The organism is Marasmitruncus massiliensis (assembly GCF_900186535.1).
Taxonomy (GTDB): Bacteria; Bacillota; Clostridia; order Oscillospirales; family Ruminococcaceae; genus Anaerotruncus; species Anaerotruncus massiliensis_A.
The window spans coordinates 238,230-253,506 of the sequence record NZ_FYDE01000003.1; the positions used below are offsets into that span (position 1 = coordinate 238,230).

Here is a 15,277-nt window from a genome sequence, read left to right on the forward strand (position 1 = left end):
CTCTTCCCCGACTCACATATTTTAAACTGAGGTGATCATTTTGGGTTTAACTAGCGACTCCACCGGCGTCAAGGCTGTAGATGTGGGCTTGACCGTGAAGAAACAAAATCAGGATGATATCGTAGTGGCTTTGGCGGGAAATCCAAATGTCGGAAAATCAACGGTTTTCAATGCGCTGACGGGAATGAATCAGCATACCGGAAACTGGCCCGGCAAGACGGTTGCCAATGCCCAGGGCCTTTGTACATATCGGGACCATCATTTCATCATGGTGGACATTCCGGGAAGCTATTCGCTGATGGCCCATTCCGCGGAAGAGGAAGTGGCCAGGGATTTTATCTGCTTTGGAAATCCCGATGCCGTAGTGGTGGTATGCGACGCTACCTGCCTGGAACGAAACCTCAATCTGGTGCTCCAGACCCTTGAAATCACCGATCATGTTGTGGTTTGCGTCAACCTGATGGACGAAGCGGAACGTAAGGGGATTCGGCTGGATCTGGAGAGTATCTCAAAGCAGCTTGGGATTCCTGTTGTACCGGCGGCCGCCCGGAGCGGCAGGGGATTGGATGAATTGATGCAGGCTGTCTGCGATTTACGGGATTGTGAAAAGGAAACCCGTCCGCTTTCCATAAAGTATATCAATCCCATTGAAGAGGCGATAGCGATCCTCGAACCAGCTGTCGAAGCCGTGTGCGGCAGCCGTATCCCCCCGCGCTGGCTGTCGATCAAGCTTCTGGATTATGATGAATCGCTGATCCATTCTGTCAACGAGTACTTGGGGCTTCCCATATTGGATCACAGTGAAATCGTGCAGAAGCTGGAGGAAGCGAAGGCCCATCTGCAAAGCAGGGGAATCTCCATGCAGGAGCTGCGGGATAAAATGATCTCGTGTATTATCTTATGTGCAGAGGGGATTTGTGCCGATACGGTTCGTTTTGAACTGTCGGAGCGAGACAGAAGGGACCGCAGAATTGACCGCCTCCTCACCAGCAAGTGGACCGGGTTTCCGATCATGATGCTGATGCTGATTATCATTTTCTGGCTGACGATTACAGGGGCAAACTATCCTTCGCAATTGCTGTCCAGCGGACTGTTTTGGCTGCAGGACCGTCTGCTGGAATTCTTTCACTGGCTGGGGACTCCCGCATGGGTAGGAGGCGTCCTGGTCGAAGGGGTCTATCGTGTCCTGGCATGGGTAGTCAGTGTAATGCTGCCGCCAATGGCTATCTTTTTCCCACTGTTTACCCTGCTGGAAGACATCGGATATCTGCCGCGTGTGGCGTTTAATCTCGATAAGTATTTTAAAAAATGCTGCGCATGCGGCAAACAGGCACTCACCATGTGCATGGGGTTCGGATGCAATGCCGCGGGAATTGTGGGCTGCCGCATTATTGATTCCCCGAGAGAGCGCCTGATCGCAATGCTCACAAACAATTTTGTACCTTGCAACGGGCGGTTTCCGACTCTGATTGCAATTTTAACAATGTTTTTTGTCGGTACCGCAGCAGGTCCGTTTCAGTCGGTGCTGTCGGCTGTTTTTCTGACAGGCGTTATTGTGATTGGCGTTTTTATGACATTTGTTGTTTCCAAACTGCTTTCCCAGACAATCCTGAAAGGTATTCCATCCTCCTTTACGCTGGAACTTCCGCCCTATCGGAAGCCGCAGATTGGGAAAGTGATCATTCGTTCCATTTTTGACCGTACACTGTTTGTACTTGGAAGGGCAGTCGTCATTGCGGCCCCTGCGGGACTGGTCATCTGGGTGGCCGCAAACATAACGGTTGGAAACGCGACGATTCTGTCCCATTGCTCCAGCTTTCTTGACCCGCTTGCGCGCCTGCTCGGAATGGACGGAGTCATTCTGATGGCATTTATATTGGGGATTCCTGCCAACGAAATTGTGGTACCGATCATCATTATGTCCTATATGGCAACCGGAAGCCTTCTGGAGCTGGAGGATTTGTCAGAGCTGAGGCAGCTTTTGGTTAACAACGGATGGACATGGATCACCGCTGTCAGTACGATGCTGTTTTCGCTGATGCATTGGCCCTGCTCCACTACCTGCCTGACTATCAGAAAGGAAACACAAAGCTGGAAATGGACCGCAGTCTCTTTTCTGATCCCTACGGCTATGGGAATACTGGTTTGTTTCCTTTTTACAACTTTTGCAAGAATACTCTTTTAATATTGACTTACGATCTTCGCTGCTCATTCAGGTAATAAAAAGAGCCCCTGTCATTCAGCATAAACCGCTGAATAACAGGGGCGTTTATTGTCGTACGAAAACTCCCGGCTGTGCCGGGAGTTCAAAAAAGCTTTAGCGATGAGTATAGCAAAAAACCTCCTTTTGATATAATGAAGCTGCGGTCTGCCAACTGCAACGAGACATATCAAAAGGAGGAACATTCGACATGAAGACGAATGATATAGATAGTTTAAATCATACGAGCTGAAATTGCAAATACCATATAGTGTTTGCCCCAAAGTATCGAAGAAAAGTAACATACGGAAATATGCGGGCTGAGATAGGAAAAATACTGAGGGAGTTATGTAACTGGAAACAGGTGGAGATCATAGAAGCGGAGGTGTGTCCGGACCATATACACATGTTGGTGAAAATACCACCAAAGATGAGCGTTTCCGGATTCGTAGGATTTCTCAAAGGAAAGAGTACCTTGCTGATATTTGAGCGGCATGCGAATTTGAAATACAAGTATGGAAACCGGACATTCTGGTGCAGGGGCTATTTTGTGGATACGGCAGGGAAGAATGATAAAGCAATAGCCCAATATATCAAAAATCAACTGGAAGAAGATCAGGTTGAAGACCAGATGACACTCAAGGAGTACGTAAACCCGTTTACGGGTAGCAAGTAACAAACTTTTGCAATTGGCAGACCGTACCAGCGCCTTGAGGCGCAGCTAGTAAAACAGGGCTTTGCCCGCATATGGAGAACCCCCGGCTTTGCCGGGGGGTAACTATTTGCGAGCCAGTCTGTGAAGACAGCCGTTTTTATAATCAAGAATAAAATATTTTATTATAAAAACAACAAGAATCTTGATATTTACAATTGACACGAACATTTGTTCGTGATACAATAGGAGTACAAAGTTAAACGAAAGACAAATACTTGCGGATTGCGGGGGAAAGCCAATGATAAAAAACGGCTGGTATTATTGCGATTTCTGCGGCAAAAAGTCCTTTCCGGTGTTAAAGGATACCAGGATCTATAGAATGCCCTTCCAATGTAAGAATCACCTCTGTCCGCAAAGAGAACAGTTGATCACAATTGAACAGAAGACACAGTGCCGATGAGCCTTGAGCCGATGAGCCGATGTACCTGTTTTATGACGGGTACATCGGCTTTTTCTATAGCAAATCAATCGGAGGGGGGATAGAAAACAAGCTCACCTCGCTGTTTCACAATATGCAGGACCAATTCTCGAAAGGGGGGATAAGATTTGGTGTAAATACGGAAAAGGACCGTTTCAAAACCTGATAGAAGATTAAGCGGAAGGAGATGTGCGATGGACACAGCAGAACTGGTACAGGCTGTTCTGTACCTGCTTACGGTGGTGTTTGGCGGTTTTGCCCTCTGGTATCGGAGCAGCGCCGGTATCAATCGAAGGGTATCGGCGCTGATTGCCGAGGCGGAAAACCGGTATCAGGATTTCACAAAGGCCGGCGGCATCAAATTTGAATGGGTGGTAACCCGGCTGTACGAGCTGATTCCGGCGGCGGTCCGGCCATTCGTTCCCCAGACGATGATCCGGACGCTGGTGCAGGCGACCTTCGACGCCATTGCCGGTTACGCAAAACTGCAGCTTGACAGGCTTGCGGAAAAGAGTAAACAGACAGCAGACATGGGGGATACACCATGCCTCCGGAAATAGTGGTTGCGCTGCTTTCCTGCGCCGGTACAGTGGCAGGTGCGTTCCTGGGTGTTGTCACTAGCCAGAAGCTGACGGATTTCCGGCTGAAGAGTCTAGAGGAAAAGGTGAGCAGGCATAACAGCATCATGGAACGAACCTTTGTATTGGAAGAAAAAATGAAGGTTGCAAACCACAGGATTGAAGATCTGGAGGAGGGGTTGCGGTATGGCGGAGATTAGGAAAAAAGGATTGCACTCCCAATGCGCAGGGAGGCAATCCATGGGCAGCGTGTAAAAGCATCTGGCCAGTAATTTTACATTACTCCGCGTCGGCATCCAATTCGTCTGGCAGGGCATTCGGAGCAGACAGAGCGGGAGAATGTGGCGAAGTAAAGGCGGCCGGGGCGCCGTTCGGTATCCGCCGCTGTTCCCGGCCGGAAGAGCGAAGTTTATCGCCTTGTTAGATCATCCGGCCTGAACAATGAAAAAGCGGGGAGCCGCCCAATACAGGGCGGCTCCCCGCTCTTTTACACGATTTGAAGCTTGCATAATGATTCCCTTTATTTTACTATGGATTTAGACAATGAAGTTCAAGCACCATCCTACATTTTGAGAAACGATGGCTTTACTTTCTGAAGGAGGAGATACCATGGAAAAACGTCTGTTGGACTGTTATGCGTCGGACTTTGCCGCCTGCTCCAAACAAGACCTGCTGACGGCGATTGCCGCGAGCGAGGGCCGTACGCTATTGTGCGAAACAATCGGCGCGGCAATGCCGATTCTGGGTGATGTCACCAACGCCGAGCTTGCTGCGTCTATGGGTGCGGACATTCTGCTGCTGAATTTGTTTGATGTAAATGAGCCGGTCATCAATGCTTTGCCGGAAGTTGCCCCGCAGGAAATCATACGGGAGATCAAACGGCTTACCGGGCGCCCGGTTGGCATCAATCTTGAGCCGGCGCTGCCGGTTGAGCGTGATAAAAAACAGCAGGCGGTCTGGTCGCTTACAGAGGGGCGGCGCGCCACGCTTGAAAATGCGCGGAAAGCATACGAAATGGGGACAGACATGCTGGTGCTGACAGGCAACCCGGGCGTAGGGGTCAGCAACGAAGCAATTGTGGAAACGCTGAAGCTTTTTCACGAAAATCTTGGTAACAAAATCATTCTTGCCGCGGGCAAAATGCACGCTTCCGGCATTCTTAGCGAGGGCGGAGAGAATATTATCAAGAAGCAGGACGTCAGGGAGTTCCGGGACGCGGGCGCCGATATCATTTTAATGCCCGCGCCGGGAACCGTTCCCGGCATCACCATGGAATACATCCGCTCTTTGGTCGCATATGCACACAGTCTGGGTGCGCTTACGATAACCGCTGTGGGAACCTCGCAGGAGGGGACGGACACAGCTACAATCAAACAGATTGCTTTGATGTGTAAAATGACAGGGACCGATCTGCATCATCTGGGGGATTCCGGCTATCTTGGGATTGCCCTGCCGGAAAATATTCTGGCCTACTCTGCCGCCATACGGGGCGTACGCCATACCTACCGGCGCATGGCGGCTTCCATCAACCGCTGATTCCCCAAAGTGCTATTGAGTTTTGTAATAAGGCAGGCCCTGTGAAAACGCCCCGGCGTATCGCATGGCCCGCCTTATTTTTTGCTTTGAAAAAATGATTGAGACATTTTTGGGATAAGCGGCAGTCCAGTGTAAAACCTTAGGCGAGTTGTGTAATATGTTTGTAAAATGAATTGAATTTTGGTGATTTTAGATATAGTATGAGGGCAAGGAGAAAATTGCCAAATTTAAAAATGTAATGGAGGGTATTCAGAACATGAAAAAAAGGTTGATAGCCTTAACAATTGCGGCATTGGTTATCGGAACCGCCGGAACCGCCCTGGCGGCTACCGAGCACTGGAACGATGCTTCCGCACAGCCGGGGGCAAGGACCGCGACTTACCTTTCGAATGCAACGAGTTTTGAAACATGGAAAAACAATTGGGAGCATACGAAGCAGGATTATCAGCAAATCTCATTAAGCCCGGGCAGAAATGAGACCGAACTGAATTTCGGATGGTACTCAAAAAAATCGGGGTTTGCTAAAATCCGCATTTCAAAATCAGGCTCAATGGCGGATTATAAAGAGTTTAGCGGGACATCTAAAAAGGGCACTGTCGTTGATGGCGTACAGTATTATACAAATAAAGTAACCGTCACCGGGCTGGAACCCAATACAAGCTACTACTACCAGTACCTGCTCAATGGATTCTGGCAGGACAAAGCAAAATACCAGTCTCAGGGAACCGACAGCTTTTCCATGCTGTTGGTAGGGGACCCGCAGGTCGGCGCTTCCGTCAGTCAGGTTCCGAAAAACGGGGACGGAACTGCGCAAAGCGCTGAGATTGCCGCCAGGAATGATTCTTACAACTGGAACGTTACCTTAAATTCCGCACTGAAAGCACATCCGGATGTCAGTATGATTTTATCGGCGGGCGACCAGATTAACGAAACCGTCAAGGACGGCTCTGCAGAAAAATTGCTTGAGCAGGAACGCGAATATGCGGGATTCCTGTCCCCGCAAGTTTTGAAATCGGTGCCGCTGGCAACTACCATTGGCAACCATGATTCACTGACCGCCGGATATCAGAACCATTTTAATATTCCGAACCCGTATACGCAGGAAAAAGGCGCAACAGCAGCCGGAAACGGGTATTACTACCGTTACGGAAACGCGCTGTTCATTGTAATCAATACCAATAACTATAATGCTGCCGATCATAAAGCCCTGATTGACAAGGCCGTAAAATCCTTCCCCAACGCGAAGTGGAAAATTTTGATGTTCCATCAGGATATCTACGGATCGGGACTGGACCATTCCGATTCCGACGGGATTATCCTCCGTACGCAGCTGACGCCTATTATCGACGAATATCAGATTGATGTTGTGCTTCAGGGGCATGACCATACTTACTCAAGAACTTATCAGCTGACCGGGGATGCGAAAGCACATGCCAAATATGACAAAAGCGTTGACCTGGACGACAGCGCGGTCAAAGCGGCTTTCCTGGCGCAGAATCAGTGCTATCAGATTGTAGAGACCGGAAACGGCACCATTACGAATCCCGAAGGAACGGTCTATTTTGCCACCAACTCCGCTACAGGTTCGAAATACTATGAACTGATCCCCATGCAGCAGGATTATATCGCGGCGCGCAGCCAGACATGGACGCCAACCTATTCCCTGATCCAGATCGATCAGAATCAATTCACAATCAATACCTATGAGGCGGCGACAGGCAAACCCATTGATCAGAGCTATACCATCGTTAAAACCAAATAGTACGCCTTTCGCAGATGCCGGAACCGATGGCTTTCGGTTCCGGCATCCGTGCGTCTGCTATAAAGAGGAGATACCGGATGAATGCCATTGGGTTTTCGGATAAGCGGCTTCTATTCAAAAGGGCGGCAGTCGCCCTTTTGGCACTTTTGTTTTTGATATTCCTTTATTTTTTGAATCAGGTCAAAAAACCGGAGCTTGTAAATACATACGGAAGAACGTTTGAAAAAGCAACCGTAGCAGAAATATTGCAGGATAATCTGCAGGAAGACGGATCGCGTGTCGGGAATCAGGTCGTGCTGCTTAAAATGCGCTCCGGGCAGTTGAAAGGGCAGCTTTTGGAAGCGACCAGCGCAAATGGGTATCTGTTTGGCGCAAACTGTAAACCCGGCATGCGCGTGATTGTTCTTTCCAGCGTTTCAGGTGATACCCAGGTCCTGTCGGTTTATACGGCAGACCGCGAATGGGCCGTATACCTGTTTGCGGCCGTCTTTTTTCTGGTCCTGTGCCTTGTGGGAGGGAAAAGAGGGATAAAATCAGCCGCCGGCTTGGGCTTTACAATCCTTTGCATTATATATTTGTATCTTCCCATGATTTATAAAGGGGCCTCCCCGTTTTGGTCCGCCATTTTAATCGTGATCATTACAACCATTGTGACCATCTATCTGATTTCGGGCGTCACGGTCAAGGGCATTTGCGCGGTTTTGGGCACCATTTTCGGCGTGCTGGTTTCCGGAATCTTTGCGACCCTGTTTGGCTGGCTTGCCAATATAAACGGTTATAATGTGTCTAACATCGAATCGCTTCTCTTTATAGGGCAGGTGACGGATGTTCAAATTGGCGGGCTCCTGTTTTCAGGTATTTTAATTTCCTCCCTGGGGGCGGTAATGGATGTCGCCATGTCGGTTGCATCCACCTTATGCGAACTTTATGAAAACAATCCGCAGATGACACGCTTAAAATTGTTCCGGAGCGGCATCAATGTGGGGCGGGATATGATGGGCACGATGTCCAATACGTTGATTCTCGCATTTGCAGGCAATTCGCTGAGCGTTCTGGTCCTCAATTACGCATATGCGCTTCCTTATGCACAGATTGTCAATTCTTACGCCATTGGGATCGAAATCATGCAGGGCGTTTCCGGAAGCATCGGCATCATTCTGACTGTGCCGCTTGTATCCATGATCTCCGCGGCCCTTTTAACCGCTCGCAAAAAGGAGGCAGCATCGGTTTAGGCCAATTGCGTTCTTGAAGAAGCCGAACATGGCTTACAAAAGCAGGTGATACCGGCGAGGGTACCGGCAAATGAAAACCTAACGTTTTATCCAGCCTTTATCAGCCCAATACTGATTATCCGCCGATAAAGTTTGTTCTTTCCCGGCAATTGCCTGATGCATCCTTTTCGTAATGGCAAACAGCAGGTGAACTTTTATTCCCTTATGCGTATGCGCTGTATAACCATTTTTATATTTTTTTGCGATCATTTTTGTTTTGCTGATAATCATTTTACGCCGTTTATCGGACAGTTCATTCCAGATAACGCCTTCCAATAACCCAATTCCCAGTTTTCTGATGTCAGAAACACCCAGCCACATCAGGCTGGTGGCAATATCCTTTTGAGCGCCGCTGTAAAATACCCCAATGGCATTCGTCAGAATTACAGCTTTTTTGCCAAACATTCTGTCATCAGGCCTGTGCACCATCCAATGGACACACAAATGGTCAAGTAAAGATTTTAGCTGTGCTGTCGCTCTCAGCGCATATACGGGTGAAGCAAATACGAGCAGGTCAGAATCCAACATGGCATTCCAAATAGGCATGACGTATTCGGCGTGAGGGCAAAGCCGCTCACTTTTGAAGAAGCAATTTTTACAGCCACAACAAAAATACGGTAAATCTTTAGGCAAATAAAACTCCACGATTTCATGATCATCACGCAGAGTCTCTAAAAAGCTCTCTTTTATATGATAGGTACAACCCTTTACTTCTGTGCCATTTATTACTGTTATTTTCATAATCTTCACCCGCATTACAACTTCCGGTTTATGTGCATTTTTATAAATTCTTGAATTATTATAAGTGTACCATAAATTATTTCTATCAAGCAATAGAATAACAAAAAGAGGATGTCACTGCAGTGGCATCCTCTTTTTGGAGAAAGATAGATGAATGATTTTAATATGGGGCTGTCCCCGGTCGAAGCTATGCTTTTCTGTACAGCAAGCAGCATCCGGAACCCTCTTTCCTTTGCCGTATACTGTGTGTGATCAGTGGCAGGCCTGTTACCCTACACATACTGGCAGGTCTCCAGAACAAGGGGCTGCAGTGCGCTTTATATCGAATATATGGAAATGTATTTATCCCCACACCTGCTCTGCGATTTCCTTGACCAGACGGATTTTTGCCCACTGGTCCTCTTCTGTCAGGATATTGCCCTCTTCCGTAGAGGCAAAGCCGCATTGCGGGCTTAGGCACAGACGGTCGAGCGGAACATAGGCGGAAGCCTCGTGAATACGGGCAATGATTTTTTCTCTGTCCTCCAGTTTGGGATATTTGGAAGTAATCAGTCCCAACACTACCAGCTTTTCCCCCGATATTTTTGCCAGAGGCGCAAAATCACCGGAGCGGTCGTCGTCAAATTCCAGATAGTATGCGCTGACATTTTCGCCGCCAAACAGCGTTTCCGAAACCGGTTCATAACCGCCGCTTGTCGCCCATGTGGAGTGATAGTTGCCGCGGCAGACATGTGTTGTCACCGTCAGATCGTCAGGTAAATTTGCAATGGCATCATTATTGAGACGCAGATAAAGCTTTTGCAGGGCTTGGGGATTGTATCCTTCGCCCGCCATGCCGCGCCAGAAATTCTGATCGCAGAGCATCCCCCAGGTGCAGTCATCCAGCTGCAGGCTTCGGCAGCCGGCATCGTATAAAGCCAGAATAAAATCATGATATGCCGTGGACAAATCCCGGTACAGCGCTTCACGGTCAGGATAGACCGCGTTGAGGTACTGCTCGTTTTCTCCGCGGACCAGTTCGGCGAAGCACTGGGCGGGCGCGGGGATGGTCTGTTTGGCAATGGCACGGCTTGCTGCGATTTTCTTTAAGAACTTATAATGGTCAATAAACGGATGGCTTGAAAATTTGATTTTTCCGCAGACACGAGCCGAGTCGGCTCTGGTTTCCTCCCCATGGAAAAAATAGCCGTGATCCAGCTCAACATGGTCTATGCCATCAAGTCCCCACATGAAATCCAGATGCCAGTAGCTTCGGCGGAATTCACCGTCTGTGACAGAGTGAAGACCGAGTTCAATTTCCTTTTCGACAAGGGCGCGGATGCAGTCATCCTCAACAGCGGTAAGCTGTGCCTGCGTTAATGTCCCTTTGTGGAATGCTTCTCTTGCCTGCTTTAAAGCTTGGGGACGCAAAAAGCTGCCAACGACATCATAGCGGAAGGGTGCGGCGGTGCGGGCGGTAAATTGTGTATTCATAGATCAGCTCTCCTTATGTGAATCACTTGCCTATATTATACACAAGATGTTTCGTTATGCGTTAATACATAATTTCGATCATTATCGATAGCTAAAAGTTATCACTATAATAAGAAGAAATGTAATCCTGCAGCAGAGTGATATACCGCATACTGATCGAACTAATCGGATGGCATGCTTCGTAAAGATACCCGATTTCCATCCTCTCTGAGCTTTCCAGCGGAATGGACACAATCTCATCGCCATTCAGATCACTGCTTAGGATACCGGAAGATATGGTGTATCCATCCAGGCCGATCAACAGGTTAAACAGCGTTGCCCTGTCGGTAACTACGATACTCTTCGGACTGAACTCCACGCTGTGCAGTTCTTCAGAAAAATAAAAGGCGTTGTGGATGCCCTGTTCATAGGTGAGACGCGGATATGGCAGCAAATCCTCCAGCGTTACGGAGGACTTTCCGACCAGCGGATTTTTCCTGCTGACAAATACATGAGGACGGGCAATAAACAACGGTACAAAACGCAGCTCATGATTCTGGATGATGCGTAAAATAACATCCTTATTGAACTGGCTTAAATACAAAATGCCAAGCTCGCTTCTTCGCGTACGGACATCTTCAATGATGTCATAGGTGCGCGACTCACGCAGGGAAAACTCATATTGGGTCTTGCCGTATTCCCGAACCAGCGATACAAATGCATTCACAACAAATGCGTAATGCTGGGATGAGATGGCGAAAACCCTTCGCAATGGCGCATTGTGTTTATATTGCTGCTCCAGAAGTTCGGCCTGTTCCATTACTTGACGTGCGTATGACAGGAATTTTGTCCCGTCCTCCGTCAAGGTAACGCCCCGGTTGCTGCGGCCAAAGATGGAGATTCCCATCTCTTTTTCCAGTTCGCCGATCGATTTTGAAAGACTGGGCTGTGAAATAAAAAGCTTTTGCGCCGCAGTATGGAAGGATCCCGACTGCGCTGTCTGTATCACATATCGAAGTTGTTGTAGCGTCATTTTATCACCCTGTTTCATGCGTTTGTTTTGATCACCTTTTATGGTAGATACCGCTGGAATCTCTGTTATAATGGGTGCATTTGCAGCAGGAAAATGCAGTTTGTCATCCAACATTGCAATTGTACTAATTATACCATACTTGTGCAACTGGCAGATCGTACGAACGTGACGTGACAGGTGTGGCTGGTAATAAAGCTTTGCCGATCAAAGAAGAACCGCCGGTTTGGCCGGCGGATATTTATGATACACAAATAGTACGGATTATTCTGCCGGTACGTAAAGAGCATAAGACAAGCGCGTATTGCGTATACAGCATCCAAAAGAAAGAATAAAGCCCCCAAAAAGGGAACGGGCGTCATCGCCTGAAAACGATGACACCCTTAATTTGTGTCGCATTTATATCGCTTATAAAATAAAAATACTTTTGAAAGAGCTTCTATATGAAATATCGGGGAAACTGCCTCACGATGCCCAGTGTCATCATGTCGGCCATTGCCAATGCTTCTCTTTCAATATTTTCGAAGACGGTGATGCTGTCTGAGTAATTTTTCGTTAAGATGTCGACCGCTTCATTTTTTGTCATCGCAAGGTGATCATATAACATTCTCTGCCATTCCTGCGCCGACCAATATGGATTGATGCTGCCGAGAAAGGCCGCGATCTGATCCGCGTTAGCATACCAGCGTTTTTCCGCATCGGCTGCCGCAGCGTTATTATTGACTTTGGCCGCTTTGACAAGCTCAGCGGCGATTGTAAGATGGCTTGTAAACAATTCTGCGAACTTTGCCGCACTGGATTCCCCGTAAAAGGGGCTTAATGCCGCTTCAAAGTCCTTAGGGTTGCGGAGGAGGCGGCTTGTAACGAATTCTGTATCCGGTAAGTCAAAAGCCATGCTGAGAATAACCATCCTCGTCCAATAAATGTGCTGTTCCCACAGCATCCGCATATGGTTGTTCAACATTTCTTCCGCTCTGCTGATCCTCTCCAATGGGAGAGGTTGCTCGGGATTCTGGTAAAAACGGTGTCCTTGTGGAATACAGATAATTTGTCCTATATGCAGGTTATTCGCATCTATGCCAGGATTCAACGCCGTAATAGCCTGTATAGTTGTACAGGATCGTTGCGCGATCAGCCACAATGAATCGCCGAATTTGATTTTGTATGAGTATGTACCTGTCGGACATGGAGACATATATGTGCCACTCTTCTTTCTAATTTTAAAGATTTATTTTTATATATTATGATTTAATTATCGGAATGTACCTTGTTGTGCCTTTTTATCAGGAATTATTTATACAAAAAGAGAACGTCCTGTGAACAGTGCCTCAATCACTATTTCAATATATCATTTTCACTCGTTAAATTTTAGGTGCTAATTCTATAAAGAAAAAGAACATTAACAATACACAGAATTGTGATAACAGCCGATGAAATAAAGAGGGAAAACGATGTATAACTGTTTAATATATAACTCAGCGTAATTTTCTGAAAAAGATGCTTATCGAATCATCTGGATAAAAAATTAAATAACCAACCTAGGCTGTTGCTTTACAAAACAAGTTGTGATAATATTGTGATATAATTCGAATATCGTAATATTCGTATATCGTATTTATGGGGGCAGGCAAATGGATGAAAACAAGATTTTGCACAGGATGATTGACCTTATTCAGTACAAGGATACCTATCAGCAGCAAAGCTCGGAAATCCAGCCACAGGATATGTTTGTTCTCGAGAGAATATATTTTCATAAAACAGTTCAGATCAGGGATCTTACCAAAAACTATGGCATCCCTCCGTCTACCCTTACCGGAATATTGGACAGGCTGGAGCGAAGAAAGTATATTCAGCGTATCAGAAAAGAGAATGACAGGCGAGCGATTGAACTTTTGATAACAGACGCGGGGAATGCTGTTTTGCAGGAGCATATACGTGAAGACAAGATTTTTGCCTGGAATTTGTTTCATACCCTTCCATCAGAGGAACGCCAACAGCTTTTGTACCTTTTGGACGAACTGCTTAGCAATGTGAGCAAAGAAAATCTGTTTTATGAGGGTAAATGAGAAGGGTGAATTGTATTGGCTCAGTTAGAATTTCAAAACGTCTCGTTCCGCAATGATGAAAAATCCATACTGAAAGGCATATCAATCAGTATCGAGCCGGGTGCCTATATTTCCATCATGGGACCTTCCGGCAGCGGGAAAAGCACCTTCTTGAAGCTTTGCTGCCACCTGATCAGCCCAACCGGAGGCAGGATTTTGTTTAACGGTGGTGATCTCATACAGCAAGACCCAATTGAAGTAAGGAAAAAAATCAGCTACTGTTTTCAAACGCCTACGCTTTTTGGAGAAACGGTAGAGGACAATATATCGTTCGCTTATACAATCCGTAAACAAAATGTAGATAGGGAGAGGGTGAATTCTCTCTTTTCCCGGTTTAATATGAGCCGGGATTATCTGGGTCATAAGATTCAGGGCCTCTCCGGTGGGGAAAAACAAAGGATTGCCCTGATCCGGACTTTGCTATTCATGCCCGATGTTTTGCTGTTGGATGAAGTGACTTCTGCTCTTGATGCCGATAATACGCTCATCGTGGAAAAAGCGATTGAGGTGCTTAATCAGGAAGGGGTAACCATTCTATGGGTTACACACAATCCTGAGCAGGGCAGAAAATACGCCGAAAAGCTGTTGACCATTAAGGACGGCCAAATAAATTCGCTGGAGGAACTTAAATGAGCAATGCCAATATCAGTATGGATTCTCTTCTGATCGCGTCTTCGCTTGTGATGGTATCTTTGCTGTTTTCCTATTTTCAGAAGCTCAAGCTTGAGAAAGAAACCATTATCAGTGTTGTCAGAGCTATTATCCAGCTTATTGCAGTAAGTTATATTCTCGAGTATATTTTTGGCCTGAACAATCCGTTATTTACGACACTGCTGATATTGATTATGACGTTTAATGCCGCTTATAACGCATCCAAAAGAGGGAAAGGAATGAAAGACAGGCTTCTTGTCTCATTCGTATCAATTACGGTCGGAGCTGGAATCACCCTGTCCATCCTTGTTTTTTCAGGCGCAATAAAATATCAGCCCAACCAGGTTATTCCAGTCAGCGGGATGATTATAAGCAATGCTATGGTCGCGCTTGGACTATGCTTCCGCCAGCTGTCTTCCGATTTTAAAAACAGGCGGGACGAGGTAGAGACCAAGCTTTCGCTGGGAGCGGATATTTTGCCGTCCTCTATTGAGATTATCCGCGATTCAATCCGAACGGGTATGATTCCTACAATTGATTCAGCCAAAACGCTTGGGATTGTTTCATTGCCGGGCATGATGACGGGGCTCATTCTCGCGGGAACATCACCTCTACAGGCTATCCGGTATCAGATTTTGGTAACCTTCATGTTGATGTCGACAACTGCTATTTCCTCATTTATGGCCTGTTATCTTTCTTACAGGAGTTTTTTCAATAAGCGAAAGCAACTGCAATAAGGATACGGCAATTCATAAATAATGTAAAACAGATCACTAAAACACTGAAACATATAGAAGAATGGGAAGCAGCGAGCTGAA

Annotated in this window: 13 protein-coding genes and 1 pseudogene; 10 read left to right on the forward strand and 4 right to left on the reverse strand. The window is 46.9% G+C overall.

What is annotated here, in order from left to right; all coding sequences use genetic code 11:
- Nucleotides 1-40 precede the first annotated feature (40 nt).
- The 7 genes and pseudogenes from feoB to C1A10_RS02410 all read left to right on the forward strand — a co-directional run bounded on the left by feoB (nucleotide 41) and on the right by C1A10_RS02410 (nucleotide 8,441).
- Nucleotides 41-2,185 (forward strand): ferrous iron transport protein B, encoded by a 2,145-nt coding sequence (feoB, locus tag C1A10_RS02380; RefSeq protein ID WP_101908702.1) that lies wholly within the window; start codon nucleotides 41-43, stop codon nucleotides 2,183-2,185.
- A 226-nt stretch (nucleotides 2,186-2,411) separates the two neighbouring features.
- Nucleotides 2,412-2,876: pseudogene (gene tnpA, locus C1A10_RS02385) on the forward strand (IS200/IS605 family transposase).
- 651 nt (nucleotides 2,877-3,527) lie between these two features.
- A complete protein-coding gene (locus C1A10_RS02390; protein ID WP_101908703.1) occupies nucleotides 3,528-3,893 on the forward strand; it encodes a hypothetical protein in 366 nt (121 codons plus the stop codon).
- On the forward strand, nucleotides 3,878-4,111 hold the full coding sequence (locus C1A10_RS02395) for a hypothetical protein (RefSeq protein ID WP_101908704.1): 234 nt from the start codon (nucleotides 3,878-3,880) through the stop codon (nucleotides 4,109-4,111). Before C1A10_RS02390 ends, C1A10_RS02395 begins: the two co-directional genes overlap by 16 nt.
- A gap of 409 nt (nucleotides 4,112-4,520) precedes the next feature.
- Complete coding sequence (locus C1A10_RS02400) at nucleotides 4,521-5,447, forward strand: DUF7916 family protein (protein ID WP_101908705.1); 927 nt, start codon at nucleotides 4,521-4,523, stop codon at nucleotides 5,445-5,447.
- A 256-nt stretch (nucleotides 5,448-5,703) separates the two neighbouring features.
- Complete coding sequence (locus C1A10_RS02405; RefSeq protein ID WP_207654708.1) at nucleotides 5,704-7,209, forward strand: purple acid phosphatase family protein; 1,506 nt, start codon at nucleotides 5,704-5,706, stop codon at nucleotides 7,207-7,209.
- A 77-nt stretch (nucleotides 7,210-7,286) separates the two neighbouring features.
- Nucleotides 7,287-8,441 carry a YibE/F family protein gene (locus C1A10_RS02410; RefSeq protein WP_101908707.1) on the forward strand — a complete coding sequence of 385 codons (1,155 nt, stop codon included), beginning with the start codon at nucleotides 7,287-7,289 and terminating at the stop codon, nucleotides 8,439-8,441.
- A 78-nt stretch (nucleotides 8,442-8,519) separates the two neighbouring features.
- Here C1A10_RS02410 and C1A10_RS02415 read toward each other — a convergent pair whose 3' ends face one another.
- The 4 genes from C1A10_RS02415 to C1A10_RS02435 all read right to left on the reverse strand — a co-directional run bounded on the left by C1A10_RS02415 (nucleotide 8,520) and on the right by C1A10_RS02435 (nucleotide 12,844).
- Nucleotides 8,520-9,221: a flavodoxin family protein gene (locus tag C1A10_RS02415; protein WP_101908995.1), complete on the reverse strand. Its 702-nt coding sequence runs from the start codon at nucleotides 9,219-9,221 to the stop codon at nucleotides 8,520-8,522.
- 342 nt (nucleotides 9,222-9,563) lie between these two features.
- Complete coding sequence (locus tag C1A10_RS02425) at nucleotides 9,564-10,694, reverse strand: 5-methyltetrahydropteroyltriglutamate--homocysteine S-methyltransferase (protein WP_101908709.1); 1,131 nt, start codon at nucleotides 10,692-10,694, stop codon at nucleotides 9,564-9,566.
- Between the two features lie 91 nt (nucleotides 10,695-10,785).
- Complete coding sequence (locus C1A10_RS02430; RefSeq protein WP_101908710.1) at nucleotides 10,786-11,706, reverse strand: LysR family transcriptional regulator; 921 nt, start codon at nucleotides 11,704-11,706, stop codon at nucleotides 10,786-10,788.
- A 436-nt stretch (nucleotides 11,707-12,142) separates the two neighbouring features.
- A complete protein-coding gene (locus C1A10_RS02435) occupies nucleotides 12,143-12,844 on the reverse strand; it encodes a LysM peptidoglycan-binding domain-containing protein (protein ID WP_242968808.1) in 702 nt (233 codons plus the stop codon).
- 490 nt (nucleotides 12,845-13,334) lie between these two features.
- Between C1A10_RS02435 and C1A10_RS02440 the strand changes: the two genes are divergently transcribed.
- From C1A10_RS02440 to C1A10_RS02450, 3 genes are read left to right on the forward strand one after another with little or no spacing between them, the layout of a single operon-like run.
- On the forward strand, nucleotides 13,335-13,769 hold the full coding sequence (locus C1A10_RS02440; RefSeq protein ID WP_101908712.1) for a MarR family winged helix-turn-helix transcriptional regulator: 435 nt from the start codon (nucleotides 13,335-13,337) through the stop codon (nucleotides 13,767-13,769).
- 15 nt (nucleotides 13,770-13,784) lie between these two features.
- Nucleotides 13,785-14,441: an ABC transporter ATP-binding protein gene (locus C1A10_RS02445; RefSeq protein WP_101908713.1), complete on the forward strand. Its 657-nt coding sequence runs from the start codon at nucleotides 13,785-13,787 to the stop codon at nucleotides 14,439-14,441.
- Nucleotides 14,438-15,196 carry an ABC transporter permease gene (locus C1A10_RS02450; protein ID WP_101908714.1) on the forward strand — a complete coding sequence of 253 codons (759 nt, stop codon included), beginning with the start codon at nucleotides 14,438-14,440 and terminating at the stop codon, nucleotides 15,194-15,196. The genes C1A10_RS02445 and C1A10_RS02450 overlap by 4 nt, the downstream gene beginning before the upstream one ends.
- The last annotated feature ends 81 nt before the right edge of the window (nucleotides 15,197-15,277 follow it).